19 protein-coding genes are annotated in these 21,968 nt (G+C 71.7%); 11 read left to right on the top strand and 8 right to left on the bottom strand.

Annotated features, from left to right (window positions below; genetic code table 11):
* Positions 1-861, bottom strand: a complete 861-nt coding sequence (locus ACWDUZ_RS01105; RefSeq protein ID WP_451629812.1) for an AAA family ATPase — start codon at positions 859-861, stop codon at positions 1-3.
* A 239-nt stretch (positions 862-1,100) separates the two neighbouring features.
* On the opposite strand from ACWDUZ_RS01105, the gene ACWDUZ_RS01100 reads away from it, so the two are divergent.
* From ACWDUZ_RS01100 to ACWDUZ_RS01090, 3 genes are read left to right on the top strand one after another with little or no spacing between them, the layout of a single operon-like run.
* Entirely contained in the window at positions 1,101-1,781 is a 681-nt protein-coding gene (locus ACWDUZ_RS01100; protein WP_451629632.1) for an ABC transporter permease, read from the top strand.
* Entirely contained in the window at positions 1,778-2,449 is a 672-nt protein-coding gene (locus ACWDUZ_RS01095) for an ABC transporter permease (protein WP_451629811.1), read from the top strand. Before ACWDUZ_RS01100 ends, ACWDUZ_RS01095 begins: the two co-directional genes overlap by 4 nt.
* Positions 2,446-3,387 carry an ABC transporter substrate-binding protein gene (locus tag ACWDUZ_RS01090; RefSeq protein WP_451629631.1) on the top strand — a complete coding sequence of 314 codons (942 nt, stop codon included), beginning with the start codon at positions 2,446-2,448 and terminating at the stop codon, positions 3,385-3,387. The genes ACWDUZ_RS01095 and ACWDUZ_RS01090 overlap by 4 nt, the downstream gene beginning before the upstream one ends.
* 66 nt (positions 3,388-3,453) lie before the next feature.
* On the opposite strand, the gene ACWDUZ_RS01085 is transcribed toward ACWDUZ_RS01090, so the two are convergent.
* The 7 genes from ACWDUZ_RS01085 to rhaI form a co-directional block, all read right to left on the bottom strand.
* Positions 3,454-4,608, bottom strand: a complete 1,155-nt coding sequence (locus tag ACWDUZ_RS01085) for an ABC transporter ATP-binding protein (RefSeq protein ID WP_451629630.1) — start codon at positions 4,606-4,608, stop codon at positions 3,454-3,456.
* Positions 4,609-4,630: 22 nt separating this feature from the next.
* Positions 4,631-5,311: a LutC/YkgG family protein gene (locus ACWDUZ_RS01080; protein ID WP_451629629.1), complete on the bottom strand. Its 681-nt coding sequence runs from the start codon at positions 5,309-5,311 to the stop codon at positions 4,631-4,633.
* Positions 5,308-6,804 carry a LutB/LldF family L-lactate oxidation iron-sulfur protein gene (locus ACWDUZ_RS01075; protein ID WP_451629628.1) on the bottom strand — a complete coding sequence of 499 codons (1,497 nt, stop codon included), beginning with the start codon at positions 6,802-6,804 and terminating at the stop codon, positions 5,308-5,310. Before ACWDUZ_RS01075 ends, ACWDUZ_RS01080 begins: the two co-directional genes overlap by 4 nt.
* Positions 6,801-7,556: a (Fe-S)-binding protein gene (locus ACWDUZ_RS01070; RefSeq protein WP_451629627.1), complete on the bottom strand. Its 756-nt coding sequence runs from the start codon at positions 7,554-7,556 to the stop codon at positions 6,801-6,803. The genes ACWDUZ_RS01075 and ACWDUZ_RS01070 overlap by 4 nt, the downstream gene beginning before the upstream one ends.
* Positions 7,557-7,689: 133 nt before the next feature.
* Positions 7,690-9,132 carry a rhamnulokinase gene (locus ACWDUZ_RS01065; RefSeq protein WP_451629810.1) on the bottom strand — a complete coding sequence of 481 codons (1,443 nt, stop codon included), beginning with the start codon at positions 9,130-9,132 and terminating at the stop codon, positions 7,690-7,692.
* 35 nt (positions 9,133-9,167) lie between these two features.
* Positions 9,168-11,207, bottom strand: a complete 2,040-nt coding sequence (locus tag ACWDUZ_RS01060) for a bifunctional aldolase/short-chain dehydrogenase (protein WP_451629626.1) — start codon at positions 11,205-11,207, stop codon at positions 9,168-9,170.
* Positions 11,208-11,339: 132 nt separating this feature from the next.
* On the bottom strand, positions 11,340-12,500 hold the full coding sequence (gene rhaI / locus ACWDUZ_RS01055) for an L-rhamnose isomerase (RefSeq protein ID WP_451629625.1): 1,161 nt from the start codon (positions 12,498-12,500) through the stop codon (positions 11,340-11,342).
* A 281-nt stretch (positions 12,501-12,781) separates the two neighbouring features.
* Between rhaI and ACWDUZ_RS01050 the strand changes: the two genes are divergently transcribed.
* The 8 genes from ACWDUZ_RS01050 (at position 12,782) to ACWDUZ_RS01015 (ending at position 21,738) form a co-directional block, all read left to right on the top strand.
* Positions 12,782-14,296 carry a sugar ABC transporter ATP-binding protein gene (locus ACWDUZ_RS01050; protein ID WP_451629624.1) on the top strand — a complete coding sequence of 505 codons (1,515 nt, stop codon included), beginning with the start codon at positions 12,782-12,784 and terminating at the stop codon, positions 14,294-14,296.
* Positions 14,293-15,333, top strand: coding sequence for an ABC transporter permease (locus ACWDUZ_RS01045; RefSeq protein ID WP_451629623.1), 1,041 nt, complete (start codon positions 14,293-14,295; stop codon positions 15,331-15,333). Before ACWDUZ_RS01050 ends, ACWDUZ_RS01045 begins: the two co-directional genes overlap by 4 nt.
* A complete protein-coding gene (locus ACWDUZ_RS01040; protein WP_451629622.1) occupies positions 15,326-16,336 on the top strand; it encodes an ABC transporter permease in 1,011 nt (336 codons plus the stop codon). Before ACWDUZ_RS01045 ends, ACWDUZ_RS01040 begins: the two co-directional genes overlap by 8 nt.
* Positions 16,337-16,409: 73 nt before the next feature.
* Positions 16,410-17,495, top strand: a complete 1,086-nt coding sequence (rhaS, locus tag ACWDUZ_RS01035) for a rhamnose ABC transporter substrate-binding protein (protein WP_451629621.1) — start codon at positions 16,410-16,412, stop codon at positions 17,493-17,495.
* A 36-nt stretch (positions 17,496-17,531) separates the two neighbouring features.
* A complete protein-coding gene (locus tag ACWDUZ_RS01030; protein WP_451629620.1) occupies positions 17,532-17,852 on the top strand; it encodes an L-rhamnose mutarotase in 321 nt (106 codons plus the stop codon).
* Positions 17,853-17,865: 13 nt separating this feature from the next.
* Positions 17,866-19,200, top strand: coding sequence for a BNR repeat-containing protein (locus tag ACWDUZ_RS01025; RefSeq protein WP_451629619.1), 1,335 nt, complete (start codon positions 17,866-17,868; stop codon positions 19,198-19,200).
* A gap of 78 nt (positions 19,201-19,278) precedes the next feature.
* On the top strand, positions 19,279-20,307 hold the full coding sequence (locus ACWDUZ_RS01020; protein WP_451629618.1) for a LacI family DNA-binding transcriptional regulator: 1,029 nt from the start codon (positions 19,279-19,281) through the stop codon (positions 20,305-20,307).
* A 123-nt stretch (positions 20,308-20,430) separates the two neighbouring features.
* The gene (locus tag ACWDUZ_RS01015; protein WP_451629617.1) at positions 20,431-21,738 is read left to right on the top strand and encodes an alpha/beta fold hydrolase; all 1,308 of its coding nucleotides are present in this window, start codon (positions 20,431-20,433) and stop codon (positions 21,736-21,738) included.
* The last annotated feature ends 230 nt before the right edge of the window (positions 21,739-21,968 follow it).

Below are 21,968 nucleotides of genomic sequence, written 5' to 3'. Positions count from 1 at the left end.
TCACACGGCGTCCAGGTCGAGCTTGGCGGCCGCCTTGAGTACGTCCTCCTGGTGCTTGAGCAGGACGCCCAGAGTGTCGCGGACCAGGCTCTCCTCGAGACTGTCCGCGCCCAGGGCGAGCAGTGTGCGCGCCCAGTCGACGGTCTCGGCGACCGAGGGCACCTTGCGCAGATCCATCGCCCGCAGCGCCCCGACGACCCGCACCACGGACGCGGCCAGGGTCTCCTGAAGTCCCGGCACCTTCAGCCCCACGATGCGACGCTCCAGCTCCTCCTCCGGGAAGCCGATGTGGAGGAAGAGGCACCGTCGGCGCAGCGCCTCCGACAGCTCGCGGCTGGCGTTGGAGGTCAGGACGACGAAGGGGCGGCGGGTCGCGGTGATCGTGCCCAGCTCGGGGACCGTCACCTGGAAGTCGCTCAGCACCTCGAGCAGCAGGCCCTCCACCTCCACGTCGGCCTTGTCGGTCTCGTCGATCAGCAGCACCGTCGGCTCGTCGCCGCGGATCGCCGTCAGCAGCGGGCGGGAGAGCAGGAACTCCTCGCCGAAGATGTCCGTACGGGTCTCGTCCCACGTCTCGTCCCGGCCGGCGCTGATGCGCAGCAGCTGCTTGGCGTGGTTCCACTCGTACAGCGCGCGGGACTCGTCCACGCCCTCGTAGCACTGCAACCGGACCAGCCGGGCGCCCGCCACCTGGGCCACGGCCTTGGCCAGCTCCGTCTTGCCGACTCCGGCGGGCCCCTCGACCAGCAGCGGCTTGCCGAGTCGGTCGGCGAGGAAGACGGATGTGGCAACCGCCGGCGAGGCCAGGTATCCGGTCTCGGCGAGGCGGGCGGAGACATCGTCGACGGACGTGAACAACAGGGCCTCCAGCGGGCGCGTGAATCGGTTGCGTAGCTGCCTTCCGCGAGCTGAGCACTTCTATCTAAGCGCTTGTTCAGTCGCTCTGTCACGGGTGTTCCTCCGGTACAGGGCGTCCTGCGCCATCGGACCCCGCCGGCCGCGGGGCGGTGCGCCACCGCCCCGGACGGGCGCGGTGCGCCACCGCCCCGGACGGGCCACCACAGCGCGCCGCTCCCGTGCGCCGCCGGTGGAATGGACGCGTGACAGCGCCACCGGACGACTGCCTCGCCCGCAACGAGTGGATCTGCGGTGCGTATCTGAGCACGCGCCGCCACATCCTGTGGGACGCGGTGCTCCAGCACCTGTGGCTGACCGGCCTGTCGGTGCTCATCGGACTTGCCGTCGCCGTTCCGCTGGCCCTGGCGGCCCGCCGCTGGGGCTGGGTGGCCGGACCCGTGCTCGCCGTCACGACCGTCCTCTACACCATCCCGTCCCTGGCGATGTTCTCGCTGCTCCTGCCGCTGTACGGGCTCTCGGCGACCCTGGTCGTCGCCGGACTCGTGCTGTACTCGCTGACCCTGCTGGTGCGCAACCTCCTCGCGGGCCTGCGTGCCGTCCCCGAGGAGACCCGGCAGGCGGCACGCGGCATGGGCTACGGTCCCGTGCGGCTGCTGCTCACCGTCGAACTCCCGCTCGCCCTGCCCGCCGCGATGGCCGGGCTGCGCGTCGCCACGGTGTCGGCGGTCTCCCTGGTGACGATCGGCGCCGTCGTCGGATTCGGCGGGCTGGGCAACCTCATCTACGCGGGGATGAGCACCTACTTCAAGGCCCAGGTGCTCACCGCCTCCGTGCTGTGCGTGGTGATCGCGGTCGCCGCCGATCTGCTGCTGCTGGGCGTGCAGCGCCTGCTGACGCCATGGACCCGGGCCGGCCGCACATGACGACGCTCGCCGACTCCTGGCGCTGGCTCACCGATCCCGCCCACTGGAGCGGCGACGACGGCATCGCCCACCGCCTTCTCCAGCACCTGGTGCTCACGGCCGTCTGCCTGGCCGTCAGCTGCCTGATCGCCCTGCCCGTCGCCCTGGTCCTCGGCCACCTCGGCAAGGGCGGCACGCTCGCGGTCAACCTCGCCAACGTGGGCCGGGCCGTCCCCACCTTCGCCGTGCTGGTCCTGCTGCTGCTCACCCCGGTCGGACAGTGGGGCGAAGGCCCGACGGTCGTGGCCCTCGTCCTGTTCGCGGTACCGCCGCTGCTGACCAACGCCTACGTGGGGATGCGCGAGGTCGACCGCAGCGTCGTCCAGGCGGCCCGGGGCATGGGGATGAACGGCCGGCAGACGCTGTTTCACGTGGAACTGCCCCTTTCGCTCCCCTTGGTGCTGAACGGGGTGCGGATCGCCGCCGTCCAACTCGTCGCCACCGCCACCCTCGCCGCTCTCACGGGCGGCGGCGGCCTCGGCCGGGTCATCACGGCCGGCTTCAACCTCGCCAGCACGCCCCAGGTGGTCGCCGGTGCGCTGCTCGTCGCGGTGTTCGCGCTCGTCGTCGAGGGAGTCTTCGAGATCATCGAGCGGCTGGCACCGGTGTGGGCCCGGCGCGGCCGATGAGCGGACGCCGCGTCCTGTCGGCCGTCGTGCTGCTGGCACTGACCGCCTGCACCACCGGCCCGTCCCTGGAGAACCGCGGCCAGGTCACCGCGTCACCCGGTGACAGCCGGCACCTGACCATCGGATCCGCCGGCTTCACCGAGAGCGACCTGCTCGCCCAGATGTACGCACTGCTGCTGAACCAGGCCGGATACAGGACGACGCTCCTGACCGTCGCCAATCGCGAACTGTACGAACCCGCCCTGGAGTCGGGCCGGATCGACGTCGTCCCCGAGTACGCGGCCACCTTCGCCGACTGGCTGAACGCCAGGACGCAGGGCGCCGACGCGCCCCCGGCCGGCTCACCCGACCTCGGCACCACCATGCGCGCGCTGCGCGAACTCGCCGCACCGCGCGGCCTGACCGTCCTGGACCCCGGCAGGGCCGTCGACCAGAACGCCTTCGCGGTGAGCCGGTCGTACGCCCGGCGGCACGGTCTGAAGACCCTCAGCGACCTCGGCGCCTCCGGCCTGAAGGTACGGCTGGCGGCGGGCGACGAATGCGTGCGCCGCCCGTACTGCGCGCCGGGCCTGAGGAAGACCTACGGGATCGACGTCACCGGCATCGACCCCAAGGGCGTCGGCACCACCCAGGCCAAGGAGGCCGTGCGCGGCGGACACGACCAGATGGTGCTGACCACCACGACCGACGCCACCCTCGACGCCTTCGGCCTCGTCCTCCTCGCCGACGACAGGCACCTCCAGAACGCCGACTACGTGATCCCGGTCGTCAACCGCGCCCGCGCGGGCGGACCCGGCGTGACCAAGGTGCTCGGCCGGCTCAACGACGTCCTCACCACCGCCGACCTGGCATCCCTGAACCGGCAGGTCGACAGCTGGCGCCGGCTGCCCTCGGACGTGGCCCGGACCTACCTTCGGGACAAGGGGCTGCTGAAGTGACCCGACGTGACCGCCGCGACCGGCACGGCCGTCGTCGTTCCCCGGCCACTGCCGGATCGGCCACCGTCAGGCGTCGGCCACCGAGTCGAACCTGACCTGGTCCCGCGGCACGCCGCGCGCGTCGGCGCCCACCGAGCGGCGCAGCGCCGCGTGCAGCCTGGCCGGGGTGAGCACGCCGAGGAAGCGGGCGCCGTCCAGCACGGCGACCCAGCCGGCGTCGTGCTGGAGCATCACCCCGAACGCCTGTCGGAGCGGTGCGCCCACCGGCACCCACGCCCGCATCCGGTGCGCCAGACCGGCTACGGAACCGCCCGCGGCCAGCCCGTCCAGGCCCACCCAGCCGTGCAGGTCACCGGAGGCGTCGAGGACCACCGCCCAACGGGCGCCCGCGGCGCGCAGCCGCCCGGCCACCCGCTCGGCCGGCTCGTCCAGCCGGGCGACCGGCGGCTGCTCCAGGTCGTCCGGCTCGATCGTGGTCACCGACAGCCGTTTCAGACCCCGGTCGGCGCCCACGAACCCCGCGACATACGGGTTCGCCGGGCTGCCCAGTACCGTCCCGGGCGTGTCGAACTGCTCGATCCGCCCCTGCCCGTACACGGCGATGCGGTCGCCGAGCCGCACCGCCTCCTCGATGTCGTGCGTGACCAGCAGCACCGTCTTGCGCACCGCGGCCTGCATGCGCAGGAACTCGTCCTGCAGCTGCTCGCGCACCACCGGGTCGACGGCCCCGAACGGTTCGTCCATCAGCAGCACCGGAGGATCCGCGGCCAGCGCCCGCGCCACCCCGACCCGTTGTCGCTGGCCGCCCGACAACTGCTCCGGATAGCGCGGCCCGTACGTCCCCGGGTCCAGGCCCACCAGTTCCAGCAGCTCGGCGGCGCGCGCCCGCGCCTTCGCCTTCCTCCAGCCGAGCAGCGCGGGCACGGTCGCGGTGTTGTCGAGCACCGTGCGGTGCGGGAAGAGGCCGACCTGCTGGATGACGTAGCCGATCCGGCGGCGCAGCCGCACCGGATCGACCCCGGCGACGTCCTCGCCACCCACGAGGATCCGGCCCGAGGTCGGTTCGATCAGCCGGTTGACCATCAGCATCGTGGTCGTCTTGCCGCACCCGGACGGGCCCACGAGCGTGACGAGTTCACCCTCGGACACCTCGAAACTGAGCCCGTCCACGGCCGTGGTCCCGTCCGGGTACCGCTTGGTGACCTGCTCGAAGCGGATCATTCCCTCACGCTAACCGGGCCGCTCACCCCCCGCTCACCAGCACCACCTCCAGGGTGCGCGGACCGTGCACCCCCTCCACCCGGTCCAGTTCGATGTCGCTGGTCGCCGAGGGGCCGGAGATCCAGGTCAGCGGACGCGTCGGATCGAGGCGTTCCAGGGCCTGCGGTACGGAGGAGACCACCTGGTCCGGGACGCGGACGACGCAGATGTGGTGGTCGGGGATGAGGGTGATGCGGCGACGGCCCTGGTCGGGGGAGCCGTCCAGGACGATCGTGCCGGTCTCGGCGACGGCGACCGCGCAGCCGGTGACCACGCTGTCCACTCGGTCGAGCTCGTGGGGTGTGCTCACCGCGCGGTCGTGGACCCGGGTGGGATCGGCGGCCGACATCCACTCCGGCGGAAGCCCGGGCGGCACAAGCACGTACTGGGGCCCGCGCTGGGCGAGCAACCGCATGATCACGTAGGGCAGTTCGTCGGTGGTGGTCCGGTGCACGAGCGCCCGGTAGTCCGCCAGGTTCTCGGCCAGCAGATCCACCGTCTCCTCGACCCGCCGGTCGCCGTGGTACCGAAGGTAGTCCCGTGAAACGGCCTGCTCGTACCGGGGGTCCCTCCCAGGCCCTTCAGGCACTGGGGGAGTGTCGTCCGCCGGCACATCCGCCAGCGCGCGGCGCACGCGGCCCAGGATCCGGTCCCTGCTGCTCACTTCGTCCCCTCCTTGCCGCCGTCCGTGCGCTGCCACCAGTCACGGAACGGTTCCGCGGGCACCGGGGGCAGGTCCCGGGTGCCGCTCCAGGCCCTGCCGGGGCCCGGCAGCGTACGGGGATGCAGACGACGGGTGCGCGAGGCGAGGCGCTGGCCGGTGCGCAGGACACCGGGGTGCGTGAACGCCCAGCGGGCCGCGCGCATCGCCGCCCGCTCGGCGGCGTGCCCCTTAGCCGGTCGCAGGACCACCTTGTTGCCACCGCGTGTCGACCGATCGCCCTGGGCGACCCGTTCGCGCAGGTGCACCAGCACCTCGGGGATGTCGATGGCGACCGGGCAGACCTCGTAGCAGGCGCCGCACAGCGAGGACGCGTACGGCAGGGAGGCGTCGATCGCGCTGCCGGTGCCGCGCAGCTGGGGACTGAGGATCGCGCCGATCGGTCCGGGGTACACCGAGCCGTACGCGTGCCCGCCCGCCCGCTCGTAGACCGGGCACACGTTCAGACACGCCGAGCAGCGGATGCAGCGCAGAGCCTGGCGGCCGACCTCGTCGGCGAGCGTGTCGGTGCGGCCGTTGTCCAGCAGTACCAGATGGAAGGTGCTCGGTCCGTCCCCGTCGGTGGTGCCGGTCCACATCGACGTGTACGGGTTCATCCGCTCCGCCGTCGAGGAGCGGGGCAGGGTCTGGAGGAAGACCTCCAGGTCCCGCCAGGTCGGCACGATCTTCTCGATGCCGACGACCGAGATCAGCGTCTCGGGCAGGGTCAGGCACATCCGCCCGTTGCCCTCGGACTCCACGACCACCAGCGTGCCGGTCTCGGCCACGACGAAGTTGGCGCCGGAGATGCCGACCTTGGCGCGCAGGAACTTCTCCCGCAGGTGCAGCCGGGCCGCCTCGGCGAGTTCCGCGGGCGTGTCGCTCAGACCCTCCGGGGCCGGACGGCCCCACTCGCCCATCTCGGAGCGGAAGATGTCCCGGATCTCGGCGCGGTTGCGGTGGATCGCCGGCACGAGGATGTGGGAGGGCCGGTCCTTGCCCAACTGCACGATCAGCTCGGCGAGATCGGTCTCGTAGGCGCGGATTCCCTCCGCCTCCAGGGCCTCGTTGAGGCCGATCTCCTGCGTGGCCATCGACTTGACCTTGACGACCTCGCTCTCCCCGGTCGCCTTGACCAGATCGGCGACGATCCGGTTGGCCTCGTCGGCGTCGACCGCCCAGTGCACGGTGCCGCCGGCCGCCGTGACGGCCTCCTCGACCTGCACCAGATAGCGGTCCAGGTGCCGCAGCGTGTGGTCCTTGATCCGCCGGCCGGCCTCGCGCAGCGCCGCCCAGTCGGACACCTCCGCCACCGCTCTGGCGCGCTTGGCGCGGATGGTGTGCGTGGCGTGGCGCAGATTGCCGCGCAGGGTCTCGTCGCGCACGGCCTGGTGCGCGGCCTCCGGAAAAGCCGGGTACGCCCGGAAACCGGGCATGCCCACGAACGTGGCACTCATAGGGCGGGGTCCTCCTCCGTGCTCGCCAGGATCTCCGCGATGTGCACCGGCCGCATGCCGGTGCGCAGCCGGGCCATGGTTCCGCCGATGTGCATCAGACAGGAGTTGTCGGCCGCGCACAGCACCTCGGCACCGGTCGACTCGGCGTGGCGCACCTTGTCGGCGCCCATCGCCGCCGAGACGTCGGGGTTCTTCACCGCGAAGGTACCCCCGAAGCCGCAGCACTCCTCCGCTCCGGGCAGCTCCACCAGCTCCAGCCCCTTCACGGCCCGCAGCAGCCGCAGCGGACGGTCCCCGAGGCCCAGCACACGCAGCCCGTGGCAGGTCGGGTGGTACGTCACCGGGTGCGGGAAGTACGCCCCGACGTCGATCACCCCCAGCACATCGACCAGGAACTCCGTCAGCTCGTACGTCCGCGGCACGACCGGCGCCAGCGTGCGGGCCAGGGTGTCGCCCCGGCCCTCCGCCCGTGCCCGCTCGCCCATCCGCGGATACAGCTCCCGCACCATCGCCGCGCACGATCCGGACGGTGTCACGATCGCCTCGTAGTCCTGGAAGACCTCGGCGAAGCGCCGGGCCAGCGGTTCGGCCTCGTGGCGGTAACCAGTGTTGTAGTGCGCCTGCCCGCAGCACGTCTGGGCCATCGGGAAGTCCACGTCCACGCCCAGTCTGGTCAGCAGTTTCACCACGGCGCGCCCGGTGTCCGGATAGAGCGTGTCGTTGACGCAGGTCAGGAACAGAGCGACACGCATCGCGGCTCCTTGTTGTCGATCATCGGGTGGGTGAAGCCTAGTCAGGAGAACGGGGGTTGGGGCAGGCCCCGGACCACGGCGTGGCGGGCACCGCGGCGTGTGGCGCCGCTCTGGTCCGGCGTGGCACCGCGGTTCACGGTGCCGCCCCGACGAGCCGGGCCTCGGCCGCACGCCAGGCCGCCGCGTCGCCGCCGGGTTCGTACCGTGTCAGCGGCTGTGTCCGTGCGATCAGGCGCCGCATGCCGGCCCGGTCGCCGACCAGGCCGTGTGCCCTGGCCTGCACCAGGACGTTGCCGAGGGCGGCCGCCTCGGTGGGACCGGCCACCACCGGCAGCTCGCAGGCGTCGGCGGTCAGCTGGCACAGCAGGGCGTTGCGGGTCCCTCCGCCCACGATGTGCACGACGTCGACGGGGTGGTCCGCGAGCCGCTGGGCCTCGCCGATCGCCCGGCGGTGCGCGAGGGCGAGGGAGTCGAGGATGCAGCGCGTGAACTCGCCGCGGGTCGCGGGCACCGGCTGCCCGGAGGCCCGGCAGGCGTCCGCGATCCGCTCCGGCATCCGGCCCGGGGCCAGGAAGCCGGCGTCCTGGGCGTCCACGACCGACCGCAGGGCGGGTACCTCGGCCGCTTCCCGCAGCAACCCGCCCAGATCGGGGTCGCCCCAGGCCCGCACGCACTCCTGGAGCAGCCACAGCCCCATGATGTTGCGCAGGTACCGCACCGTGCCGTCCAGCCCCAGCTCGTTGGTGAAGTTGGCGGCGCGGCTCTCCCCGGTCAGCACGGGCTCGGACAGTTCCAGACCCGCCAGCGACCAGGTTCCCGTACAGATGTACGCGAACCGCTCACCCACGGCCGGCACCGCCGCCACCGCCGACGCCGTGTCGTGCGAGCCGACGGCCGTCACCGGCACGGGCCCGCGCAGCCGCGTCTCCCGAAGCACCTCCGCCCGCAGCACGCCCGCCGGGTCGCCGGGCCGGCGCAGCGGCGCGAACAGCTCCAGGTCGATGCCCGTACGGGCCGCGACGTCGTACGACCAGTCGCGGGTGCGGGGGTCGAGGAGCTGGGTGGTGGAGGCGTTGGTCAGCTCCGTGCCCTGTTCACCGGTCAGCCAGTACGTCAGCAGGTCGGGGATCAGCAACAGGCGCCGGGCGGCGGCGAGCTGGGCCGTGGAGCGGGCCGCCGTGAGCTGGTACAGCGTGTTGAACGGGGCGTACTGGATGCCGGTCGCCGCGTACAGCTCCTCGGGCGGCACGCTCGCCCACACCTTCTCGGCGACGCCCTCGGTGCGGGCGTCCCGGTAGTGCACCGGGTTGCCCAGCAGCGCGCCGTCGGCGTCGAGCAGGCCGTAGTCCACGGCCCAGCTGTCGATGCCGACGGAGTCCACCTCGCCCGCGGCGCGCAGTCCGTCCAGCACGCCGGCGTACAGCCCGAGCACGTCCCAGCGCAGGCCGTCGGGCACGCGCACGGGACGGTTGGGGAAGCGGTGCGCCTCGGTCAGCTCCAGCGAGTCGGGGCCGACGCGGCCGACCATGACACGGCCGCTGGACGCGCCGAGGTCGACCGCGGCGTACGCCTTCACCTCCGCGCTCCCCTTGCGCACCCGGCTCACCGCGTTCACCGGAGGAACGCGGCCGCGACGCCGGCGTCCACGGGGAGGTGCAGACCGGTGGTGTGGGTCAGGTCGCCGCCGGTGAGCGCGAACACGGCGTTCGCCACGTGCTCGGGCAGCACCTCCCGCTTGAGCAGCGTCCGCTGGGCGTAGAACTCGCCCAGCTTCTCCTCCGGCACCCCGTACACCGCGGCCCGCTGCGCCCCCCAGCCGCCCGCGAAGATCCCCGAGCCGCGCACGACCCCGTCCGGGTTGACGCCGTTGACCCGGATCCCGTGCTCGCCCAACTCGGCGGCGAGCAGACGCACCTGGTGGGCCTGGTCGGCCTTGGTGGCGGAGTAGGCGATGTTGTTGGGCCCGGCGAAGACGGCGTTCTTGGAGGCGATGTAGACGATGTCACCGCCCAGCCCCTGCGCGATCATCACCCGGGCGGCCTCCCGCGAGACGAGGAAGGAGCCGCGGGCCATGATGTCGTGCTGGAGGTCCCAGTCCTGGGCGGTGGTCTCCAGCAGCGGCTTGGAGATGGAGATACCGGCGTTGTTGACGACCAGGTCGACCCCGCCGAAGGCGAGCACGGCCTGACGGAACGAGGCGGCGATCCGCTCCTCGTCCGTCACGTCCACGGTCACGGCCACCGCCTTGTCCGGCCCGCCCAGCTCCTCGGCGACGGCCGCGGCGTTCTCGGCGTTGAGATCGGCGACGACGACGCACGCGCCCTCGGCGACCAGCCGCCGGGCGATCGCCTTGCCGATGCCGCTGCCCGCGCCGGTCACCAGCGCCACCCGGGTCGCCAGCGGCTTCGGCTTCGGCATCCGCCGGAGCTTGGCCTCCTCCAGCGACCAGTACTCGATGCGGAACTTCTCGGCCTCCTCGATCGGCGCGTACGTCGAGACGGCCTCGGCCCCGCGCATCACGTTGACGGCGTTGACGTAGAACTCGCCGGCCACCCGCGCGGTCTGCTTGTCCTTGCCGAAGGAGAACATGCCCACCCCCGGGACGAGCACGATCGCCGGGTCGGCACCGCGCATGGCGGGGGAGTCCGGCGTCGCGTGCCGCTCGTAGTAGGCGGCGTACTCCGCGCGGTACTCGGCGTGCAGTTCCTTGAGCCGGGCGATCGCCTCGTCCAGCGGGGCGGCCGGCGGCAGGTCGAGCACCAGGGGCCGCACCTTGGTGCGCAGGAAGTGGTCCGGGCAGGAGGTGCCCAGCGCGGCCAGCCGCGGATGTTCGGCCCGCGACAGGAAGTCGAGGACCACCTCGGAGTCGTCGAAGTGCCCGACCTGCGGCCTGTCCTGCGAGGCCACGGCCCGGACGTACGGCGCCAGGGCCGCGGCCCGCTCCCGCCGCCCTGCCTCGTCCAGCGCCTCGTACCCCTCGATCACCTGCCCGAAGGGCTCCGCCTTGCCGCGCTCGGCGAGGAACTGCTCGGCGGTCCGGATGATGCGCAGCGAGTTGCGTTCGCACTCCTCGGAGGTGCCACCCCACGCGGTGATCCCGTGCCCGCCGAGAACGCACCCGATGGCCTGCGGGTTGGCCTTCTTGATCGCGGCGATGTCCAGTCCCAGCTGGAAGCCGGGACGCCGCCAGGGCACCCACACCACCGTGTCGCCGAAACACTCGGCGGTCAGCTTCTCCCCGTCGGCCGCGCAGGCGAGCGCGATTCCGGAGTCGGGGTGCAGATGGTCCACGTGCTTGGCGTCGACCAGGCCGTGCATGGCCGTGTCGATGGAGGGCGCGGCCCCGCCCTTGCCGTGCAGGCAGTAGTCGAACGCGCCGACGATCTCGTCCTCGCGTTCGACTCCCGGGTACACCTCGACGAGGGCCCGCAGCCGGTCCAGCCGCAGCACGGCGAGACCGTTCTCGGTGAGCGTGCCGAGGTCGCCCCCGGAGCCCTTGACCCACATCAGCTCGACGTCCTGGCCGGTGACGGGGTCGGTGGCAGCGCCCTTCGCGGACGCGTTGCCGCCGGCGTAGTTGGTGTTGCGGGGATCGGCGCCGAGGCGGTGGGAACGGTCGAGGAGGGCGGAGGCTTCGGGGTGGAGTGACATGGAGGTTCCTTTTCGAGAGACGAGGGGAGTGGATCGACGGGGCGCGGGGCCGTATTGATCAGTGGCTCCGCCGCGGGGGCGCTCAGCCACCACCGGCCGGCACCCCGCTACAGACACGGACCCGGTGGACGCTCACGCGCCCCAACCGGCCTGCTGCCCGCCCACTCGCTCCGCGACGATCTTCTCGGCCCACCCGGACCGCCGGTACGCCGCGAGAGGCTGGGGGTCCAGCCCCATTTCCTCCCGCACCTCACGGAGCAACGGCCGCACGTCCGTGTTGTAGGCGTCCATCAGCACGGCGTTGGCCTCCAGCACGTCACCCGAGGCCTGCGCGGCGGCCAGCGCGTCACGGTCGACGAGCAGGGCCTTCGCCGTGGCCTCCTGCACGTTCATCACCGACCGGATGATCGCCGGGATCTTCGCCTCGATGTTGTGGCACTGGTCGAGCATGAACGCGACCTCGGGCGTGAACCCGCCGCCGCGCACCACCTCGTACATGATCCGGAACAGCTGGAAGGGGTCGGCCGCGCCCACCATCAGATCGTCGTCGGCGTAGAAGCGGGAGTTGAAGTCGAACCCGCCGAGCTTGTTCTCCCGCAGCAGCGTCGCCACGATGAACTCGATGTTGGTGCCCGGCGCGTGGTGTCCGGTGTCCACCACGACCTGCGCCTTCGGCCCGAGCTTGAGGCAGTGCGCGTAGGCCGTGCCCCAGTCGGGGACGTCCGTGGCGTAGAAGGCCGGCTCGAAGAACTTGTACTCCAGCAGCATCCGCCGGCCCTCGCCCAGCCGCTCGTACACCTCGGCGAGCCCCTCGGCGAGCCGGTCCTGCCGGGCGCGGATGTCGTCCTGCCCGGGGTAGTTCGTCCCGTCGGCGAACCACAGCTTCAGGTCCCGCGATCCGGTGGCGTCCATGATCTCGACGCACTCCAGCAGATGGTCGACCGCCTTGCGGCGTACCGCCGCGTCCGGGTGGCAGATGCTGCCCAGCTTGTAGTCGTCGTCCTGGAAGGTGTTGGAGTTGATCGCGCCCAGCCGCACGCCGCGTTCCTCGGCGTGCGCGGCGAGGGCGGCGTAGTCGTCGACCCGGTCCCAGGGGATGTGCAGGGCGACGGTCGGGGCGACGCCGGTGAACTCGTGCACCTTCGCCGCGTCGTCCAGTTTCTCGCGCGGTGTGCGCGGGACACCGGCCTGCGCGAACACCTTGAAACGGGTCCCCGAGTTCCCGTACGCCCACGACGGCGTCTCGACGGCCTGGGTCTTGAGCGCGGCCTTCACCGCGGCGAGCTCGGTCACTGCAGGGCTCCTGTGACAAGGGGTGGAAAGCCTATGGACGGCTTTTGAACGGCTTGGCTGTGAAACGATTCAGAACCGGAAGCTATGGGCCGTGAAGGGGGGTGTCAACCCCCCGGAGCCGACCTCTTCTTCGAGACCCCTCCGTGACCCTTGAATCACCGAATTTTTTCGATCCGTACCCATTGACGTGACATCGGCTCCATGCCTAACGTCCCGGCAACCAAGTTGAAACCTTTCACGACCCGGTACGGCTGCCGGCCGGCGTCGTCGAGGAGCCCCCAATGACCCACCCGTCCGACACGGGTCCGGCCCCGGTGCTGGCGCTCAGGGACATCTCGAAGTCCTTCGGCGCGGTGCGTGCCCTCAAGAACGTGTCCCTGGAACTGTTTCCGGGGGAGGTGCACGCCCTCGCCGGGGAGAACGGCGCGGGCAAGTCGACCCTCATCAAGACCCTCGCCGGGGTGCACCGGCCCGACGCCGGCCAGGTGCTGCTCGACGGCGAGCCCGTCGTCTTCCACGGACCCGGCGACGCCCGCGACGCCGGCATCGCCGTGATCTACCAGGAGCCCACGCTCTTCCCCGACCTGTCGATCGCCGAGAACATCTTCGTGGGGCGCCAGCCCCGGCGCGCCCTCGGCCGGATCGACCACAAGGCCACCCACGAGGCCACCGCCGGCCTGATGCGCCGGCTCGGTGTCGACCTCGACCCCGACCGCCCCGCACGCGGCCTGTCCATCGCCGACCAGCAGATCGTCGAGATCGCCAAGGCGCTCTCCTTCGACGCCCGAGTCCTGATCATGGACGAGCCCACCGCCGCCCTCACCGGCAGCGAGGTGGCCCGCCTGTTCGGAGTCGTCCGCACCCTGCGCGAGCAGGGCGCCGCGGTGCTGTTCATCTCCCACCGCCTGGAGGAGATCTTCGAGATCTGCCGGTGGGTGACCACCCTGCGGGACGGCGCCTGGATCGCCAGCGAGCCGCTGGAGGGCATGACCGAGGACGATCTGGTGCGCCGCATGGTCGGCCGCGATCTGGACGAGCTCTACCCCAAGCAGGACGTGACCCCGGGCGAGGTGGCGCTCAGCGTGCGCCGGCTGACCCGCGAGGGCGTCTTCACCGACGTCTCCTTCGAGGTACGGCGCGGCGAGATCGTCGGCCTGGCCGGACTGGTTGGTGCCGGGCGCACGGAGGTCGCCCGGGCCGTCTTCGGCGTCGACCGCTGGGACGCCGGTGAGGTGGAGGTCGGCGGGCGCCGGCTCACCAACGGCGCCCCGTCCACCGCGATGGCCGCCGGGCTCGCCCTCGTCCCCGAGGACCGGCGCGCTCAGGGCCTGGTGATGGACATGTCCATCGAACGCAACATCGGACTCACCGGACTCCGTACGACGAGGAGGGCCGGCCTGGTGGACCGCGGCGCCGAACGCAGCCGCTCCCTGGACTGGGCGGTCAAGCTCCAGGTGAAGTACGCCAGGATCGCGGACGCCGTCTCCACGCTCTCCGGGGGCAACCAGCAGAAGGTGGTCCTGGCCAAGTGGCTCGCCACCGGCCCCGAGGTGCTGATCGTCGACGAGCCCACCCGCGGCATCGACGTCGGCACCAAGGCCGAGGTGCACCGGCTGCTGTCCCAGCTCGCCGCCGACGGCGTCGCCGTCCTGATGATCTCCTCCGACCTGCCCGAGATCCTCGGCATGGCCGACCGCGTGCTCGTGATGCACGAGGGCCGGCTGACCGCCGAGATCCCCCGCTCCGACGCCACCGAGGAAACCGTGATGGCCGCAGCCACGGGGAGGGCCGCGTGACCGTGACCGCCCCCAACCCCGCCTCCGCCACCGAGGCGCCCAAGTCCAGCGGCACCCGGCTCGTCGACCGGGTGTTCAAGATGCGCGAACTCGCCATCCTCGTCGTCTTCCTGGTGATGATCGCCGTCACCCAGGCCGGCAACAGCGAGTTCCTCTCCCAGCAGGGCATCAAGGACCTGCTGCTGAACGCGACCATCCTGGTGCTGGTCGCCACCGGCCAGTCGCTGGTCGTCATCACCCGCAACGTCGACCTGTCGGTCGGCTCCACGCTCGGCATCAGCGCCTTCGCCGCCGGCACCTACCTGCACGGCGGCGGCAACGCGCTGGTGGCCATCGTGCTGGCGGTGCTCCTGGGCGTCGGCTTCGGCCTGCTCAACGGCCTGCTGGTCAGCCTCGGCCAGGTGCCCGCGCTCGTCGTCACCCTCGGCACGCTCTACATCATCCGGGGCATCGACTCCATCTGGGTGGGCTCGCGCCAGATCACCGCGGCCGACCTGCCCGGCGGCTTCGTCGACTTCGGCTCCGGCGGGATCTTCGCGGTGCCGTACCTGGCGCTGATCGCGCTCGTGGTGCTCGTCGGCACGGCGTACTACCTGAAGCACTTCTCCGGTGGTCGCGAACTGTACGCGCTCGGCTCCAACCCGGAGGCCGCCCGGCTCGCCGGCATCCCGGTCCGCCGGCGCATGCTGGCCGCGTACACCTTCTGCGGCGGCCTGGCGGGCCTCGCCGGGGCGATGTACCTGGCGCGGTTCGGCAACGTCGACTCCGGCACCGGCAACGGTTACGAACTCACCGTGGTCAGCGCGGTCGTGGTCGGCGGCGTGGTCTTCACCGGCGGCTCCGGCAGCGTCTACGGAGCGGCTCTCGGCGCCCTGCTGCTGACCTCCATCAACAGCGTGCTGCCCGCCCTCGGCGTCAGCTCCGTCTGGGTTCTCGCGATCAACGGCATCCTGCTCCTGCTCGCCATCGCGGTCGACCGGATCGTCGCGCTGCGCGTGGCCTCGGCCCTGAAGAAGAGGAACGCCCGCCATGCCTGAGTCCCTCTCCCGTGCCGTCCGCTGGGACACCGTCGTCGGCGCCCTGCTCGTCGTCGTCCTGCTGTTCTCCTTCGGCTTCGTCGACGGCTTCGGCAACGCCCTGAACCTGTCGTTCCTGATCGGCAACACCCTGCCGATCGCGCTGATCGCCCTTCCCATGACGCTGCTGGTCGTCGCCGGTGAGATCGACCTGTCGGTCGCCTCCACCGCCGGGCTGTCGGGCGCGGTCATGGGGGCGCTGTGGAACCAGGGCATGGCCATCGAGACGATCATCCCGCTGTGCCTGGTGCTGGGCGGGGTGTGCGGCTTGGTCAACGGCCTGCTGGTGACGCGGCTCGGACTGCCGTCCCTGGCCGTCACCATCGGCACCCTGGCCGCCTACCGGGGCATCGCGCAGATCGTGCTCGGTTCGGACGCGGTGACCGACTTCCCCACCCAGTACCTCGACTTCGCGGCCGGGCGTCTCGGCGACACCTTCCTGCCGCAGGCCTTCCTGCCCTTCCTGGTGCTGCTGGCGATCGCCGTGGTCACGCTGCACGCCACCCCGTTCGGCCGGTCGCTGTTCGCGATCGGCGCCGCCGAGGAGGCGGCCCGGTTCGCCGGCATCCGGGTCAAGCGCCACAAGCTGATCCTGTTCGTCGCCACCGGCCTGATGTCCGCGCTCACCGGCGTCTTCTGGGCCCTGCACTACGCCAGCGCCCGCTACGACAACGCCACCGGACTGGAGCTCTCCGTGGTCGCGGCCGTCCTGCTCGGCGGCATCGACTTCGACGGCGGCAAGGGCACCCTCGGCGGCGCCGTCGCCGGAGTGTTCCTGCTCGGCGCGCTCCAGAACGTGATGAGCCTGGTCAACGTCTCCGCCCAGTCGCAGATCGTCGTCACCGGCGTCCTGCTGGTCGTCTCCGTGCTCGGCCCTCGCGTCGCACGCCAGATCGCGGTGGCCCGAGCCGGGCGCCGGGCGGCCTCGGCCCCCGCGGCCAAGGCGCCCGCACCGACCCGCTGACGCGCTCGTGCTCCCTCGCCCCCGTCATCCAGGCCCGTACTCCCTCGTCCCGCACTCCTCGTAAGGAACCCTCATGCGCAGAGCATCGATCCGCCGTACCTGCGCGGCCCTGGCCGCCGTCACCTCCCTCGCCCTGGCCGTCACCGCCTGCGGCGGCACCACCAAGAACGACGTGAAGAACGACGGTGGCGCGGCGGCCTCCTCGGCCGGCAAGGCGGACCCGAACGCCGCGACGAAGAAGGGCCTGACCGTCGGCTTCCTGCCCAAGCAGGTCAACAACCCCTACTTCACCTCCGCCGACAGCGGCGGCAAGAAGGCCCTGGAGGCCCTCGGCGAGAAGTACAAGGAGGTCGGCCCCTCCAGCGCCACCGACACCTCCGGCCAGGTCTCCTACGTCAACACGCTCACCCAGCAGCAGGTGGACGCGATGGCCGTGTCCGCGCAGGACCCCGGCGCCCTGTGCACCGCGCTCGAGCAGGCCATGAACAACGGCATCAAGGTCGTCACCTACGACTCCGACACCAAGCCCGACTGCCGCAACGCGTTCGTCTCCCAGGCCTCCGCCGAGGATCTCGGCCGCACCGAGGTCCAGTTGCTCGCTCAGCAGATCGGCTACAAGGGCGAGATCGCGATCCTGTCCGCCGCGCAGACCGCCACGAACCAGAACACCTGGATCGGCTTCATGAAGGAGGAGCTGAAGGACCCCAAGTACAAGGACATCAAGCTGGTCAAGGTCGCCTACGGCAACGACGACGCCCAGGCGTCCTTCCAGCAGACCCAGGGCCTGCTCCAGCAGTACCCGAACCTGAAGGGGATCATCTCCCCGACCACCGTCGGCATCAAGGCCGCCGCCCAGTACCTGTCCGGCTCCAAGTACAAGGGCAAGGTCAAGCTGACCGGTCTCGGCACGCCCAACGACATGCGCAAGTACGTCAAGAACGGCACCGTCGAGGCCTTCGAGCTGTGGGACCCGGCCAAGCTGGGCGAGCTGGCCGCCCACACCGCCGTCGCCCTGTCCTCCGGGCAGATCACCGGCAAGGAGGGCGAGACCTTCGAGGCCGGTGACATGGGCAGCTACACCATCGGCAAGGACGGCGTGATCAACCTCGGCAAGCCGACGGTGTTCGACGCCAAGAACATCGACCAGTTCGACTTCTGATCGTCTCAACCCCCTTCACCCCGGGAGCGGTACTTCATGCAGCGCGTCTGTTTCCTCCTCAAGGTCCGCGAGGACAAGATCGCCGAGTACCGCGAACGCCACGCCGCCGTGTGGTCCGAGATGCGCGAGGCGCTCTCGGCCACCGGCTGGCACAACTACTCGCTCTTCCTGCGCGACGACGGCCTTCTCGTCGGCTATCTGGAGACCGAGGACTTCGAGGACGCCAAGGCGGGCATGGAGGCCACCGACGTCAACGCCCGGTGGCAGGCCGAGATGGCGCCCTTCTTCGAGTCGCTGGACGGCGCCCGGCCCGACGAGGCCATGAAGCCTCTCACCGAGGTCTTCCACCTCGCCTGACCCGGAGCCTGCCATGAGACCGTCGCTCACCTTCAAGGGCCGCACCCTGCTGGACGCCCGGGCCGTCTACTTCGTTTCCTACGACGGCCTGGTCAACACCAACTCCTTCCAGAAGAGCGGCCTGCTGACCTGCCGGGGCCACCAGTACGCGGCCTGGTACACCGCGAGCCGGCACGCCGTGGTCGCGCGCCGCGCCCTGGGCGACTCGGCCTGGTCCACCGTCACCCTGCCCCACCGGCTGGGGGCGGACGACTCCCACAACGTCATCTGCATGGGCGTCTCGCGGGCCGACGGCCGGCTCCACCTGAACATGGACTCGCACAGCGACGGCTTCCACTACGTCAAGTCGGCCGCCGGACTCCTCGACGACCCGACGGCCACCGCCTGGACGCCCGAGGCCTTCGGCGCCGTGGCCACGACACTCGACGGGCTCACGCTCACCTCCCGCTTCACCTACCCGCAGTTCGTTTCCACCCCCGACGGCGGGCTCCAGCTGAGCTACCGCGACGGTGTGAGCGGCGACGGCCGGTGCGCCCTCGCCGAGTACGACGGCTCGGCCTGGACCCGCCTGGGGGAGTGGACCGACTCCGGCGGCAGCTACACCGGCGAGCACGGGACCTCGACCGCCCGCAACATGTACCTGCACGGCATCGACTACGACGCGAACGGCCGGCTGCACGCCTTCTTCACCTGGCGCGAGCGGAACGGGGCGGTGACCGGCGGCGGAGGCCTGGCCAACCACGACACCGGCTACGTGTACTCCACCGACCGCGGCCGCACCTGGCGCAACGACGCGGGCCGCGTCGTCGGCACCACGGGCGGCCCGGACAAGGTCGCCGTGACCAGCCCCGGACTCGTCGTGGACCCGCTCGATCCCGGCCACTGCCTGATGAACCAGGAGAGCCAGTGGACCGACTCGGCCGGGCTGCCGCACGCGCTCGTCAGCCACGTCCCGGTCCGCCTCGGCCCACGCACCGGCGACCACGTCGCCGAGCGCACCGCGCACGGCCGCGCCTTCCACCTCCGCAAGGACGTCGCCGGCACCTGGCGCAAGACCGAGATCCCCGTCCCCCTGCGTGCCGGCGGGCGCAGCGGACTCGTCCTTGACCGCTACGACAACGCCTACGCCGTCCTGCCCCACGGCAGGATCGCCGCCGCCTCGAAGGCCTCCGGCCACAGCGACTGGACCCTGCTCTTCGACGGCGGCGGCCTGCACGCCTTCGGGGAGGTCGTGATCGACGAGACGCGCGTCGGGGCGGACAACGTCCTGTCGTTCCTCTGCCAGGAGAGATCGAGCGGCACCACGCCCTCGCCGCTCCATGTCGTCGACTTCGAACTGCCTGCCTGATCCGCTCTGGTGTGCGCGCGGTGGCGGTAATGTGAACCCCCGCCCGCCGCCCCTCGTCTTCCCGGAGGTCTTCAGCCGATGACCCAGTCGGTGGGTATCAAGGACGTCGCCCGCGCCGCAGGTGTCTCCGTGGGCACGGTCTCGAACGTCATCAACCGTCCCGAGACCGTGGCCACCCAGACCCGCGCCCGGGTGCTCTCCGCGATCGACCGCCTCGGCTACGTCCGCAGCGAGTCCGCGCGGCAGCTGCGGGCCGGCCGCAGCCGGATCATGGGGCTGCTCGTCCTCGACATGGGCAACCCGTTCTTCGTCGACGTCGCCCGCGGCGCCGAGCGGGCCGCCCGCGAGGCCGGGCTCGGCGTGATGGTCTGCAACAGCGCGCAGAGCGTCAGCGAGGAGGCCGAGTACCTCTCGCTCTTCGCCGAGCAACGGGTGCGCGGCGTCCTGCTCACCCCGACCGACGCCACCGGCCGCAACATCGCGGTCTTCCGCCGGCACAACATCCCCTTCGTCCTGGTCGACCGGGTGGCCGAGGGAGCCAGCGAGTGCTCGGTGTCCGTGGACGACGTGGCGGGCGGCGCCCTGGCGGTACGGCACCTGGTGGACGCCGGGCACCGCTCCATCGCGTACGTCAGCGGCCCGCCCGGCCTGAACCAGGTCCGCGACCGCCGCACCGGCGCCCTGACCGCGCTGCGCGAGGCGGGCCTCGGGCCCGACGTGCTGCGCGAACTGCCCACCGAACGCCTGGACGTGGCCGCCGGCCGGGACGCGGGTGCCCGTCTCCTCGGTCTCGCCGACCGGCCCACGGCCGTGTTCTGCGCCAACGACCTGCTCGCCCTGGGCGTCCTCCAGGCCATGTACGCCGCCGGGGTCGGCGTCCCCGACGACCTCGCGATCGTCGGCTACGACGACATCGAGTTCGCGGCCGCCGCGGCCGTCCCGCTCACCTCGGTGCGCCAGCCCGCCGTCACCATGGGCGCTCTCGCGGCGGAGCTGCTGCTGGAGGAGACCGAGGCGCGTGAGGGAGCGGGGAGCGCGCACGAGCACCGGCGGGTGGTGCTCCAGCCCGAACTGGTGGTGCGCAGCTCCACGTTGCCCGGCCGCTGACCGTCCGTTCAGCGTGCACTGAACGGATGTACAGCAAAATTCATGATCCCCGGGGCTCGGACGGCGGAGGGACATGTGTTGAACTGGGACGCGGCCGTAAACCCTGCGTCATCAGGAGATCCGTTGACCGTCAGCTACCGCCAGCCCGGCGTCGTCCTCACCGACCACTCCTTCACCGTGCCGCTCGACCACGACGACCCGGCGGGGGAGACGATCGAGCTCTACGCCCGTGAGGCCGTCGCGAGCGACAAGGCGGACGGGGGACGGGACCTGCCGTGGCTGGTCTACCTCCAGGGCGGCCCGGGGTTCGGGGCGAATCGTTTCGTCGGCAAGCAGGCCTGGCTCGGCCGCGCCCTGGAGGACTACCGTGTCCTGCTCCTGGACCAGCGCGGCACCGGCCGCTCCACGCCCGCCAACCGCCAGACCCTGCCGCTGCGCGGCGGGCCGGCCGAGCAGTCCCACTACCTCACCCACTTCCGTGCCGACTCGATCGTCCGCGACTGCGAGGCGATCCGCCCGGCGCTGACCGGCGGCGCCCCCTGGACGGTCCTCGGCCAGAGCTTCGGCGGCTTCTGCGCGGTCAGCTACCTCTCCCTGCACCCCGAGGGCCTGGCCGCCGCTGTGATCACCGGCGGCCTGCCCGCCCTGGACGCCCACGCCGACGACGTCTACCGGGCCGCCTACCCGCGCATCGAGCGCAAGGTCGCTGCCCACTACGCCCGTTACCCGCAGGACGTCGAGCGGGTCCGCCGCATCGCCGACCACCTCCTCACCCACGAGGTCGTGCTCCCGAACGGCTACCGCCTCACCGCCGAGGCCTTCCAGTCCCTCGGCCTCCTGCTCGGCACCGGAGACGGCAGCCACCGCCTCCACTTCCTCCTGGAACACGCCTTCGTCCGCACACCGCACGGCCCCGCCCTGTCCGACGCCTTCCAGGAGGAGGTCCAGGGCCTGCTGTCGTACGCCGGGCATCCGCTGTACGCCCTCGTCCACGAGGCGATCTACGGTCAGGACGCTCGTCCCACCGCCTGGTCCGCCGAGCGGGTCCGCGGGGAGTTCCCGCAGTTCGACGCGGCCAAGGCACTGGCGGGCGACGGACCGGTGCTGTTCACCGGCGAGTCCGTGCATCCCTGGACGTTCGACTGCGACCCGGCGCTGCGTCCGCTGCGCGAGACCGCCGACCTGCTCGCCGCCCGCACCGACTGGCGACCCCTGTACGACCCCGCCCGACTCGCCGCCAACAAGGTCCCGGTGGCCGCGGCCGTCTACCACGACGACATGTATGTCGACACCGAGCACGCCCTGGACACCGCCCGTGCGATCCGCGGGCTGCGCACCTGGGTCACCGACGAGTTCGAGCACGACGGGGTGCGGGCCGGCGGGCCACGCGTCCTGGACCGGCTGCTGGCCCTGGTCCGCGACGACGTCTGACGACGGGCACCTTCGCCCCGCGGGGCCGGCCCGGCGGCGCGCCGTGAGCGGCGGCCGGTCCGCCGCCACGACGGAGCCGAAGGCGGTCGGCTCCAGCCGCTGCCCGTTGCCCGGCGCCTGCGACGTGAAGGGCAGCGGCCCGAAGCGGCGGCGGCACCCGCGCCCCGGCCACGGAGGAAAGCGGTCGTCCGGGTGCTCCGGAGCCGTGAGTGGTGCGCCATATTCCCACC

Source organism: Streptomyces sp. NPDC003393 (genome assembly GCF_053589015.1).
Note: the sequence above shows the minus strand (reverse complement) of the source record. Positions and strands in the feature narration are given on the sequence as shown.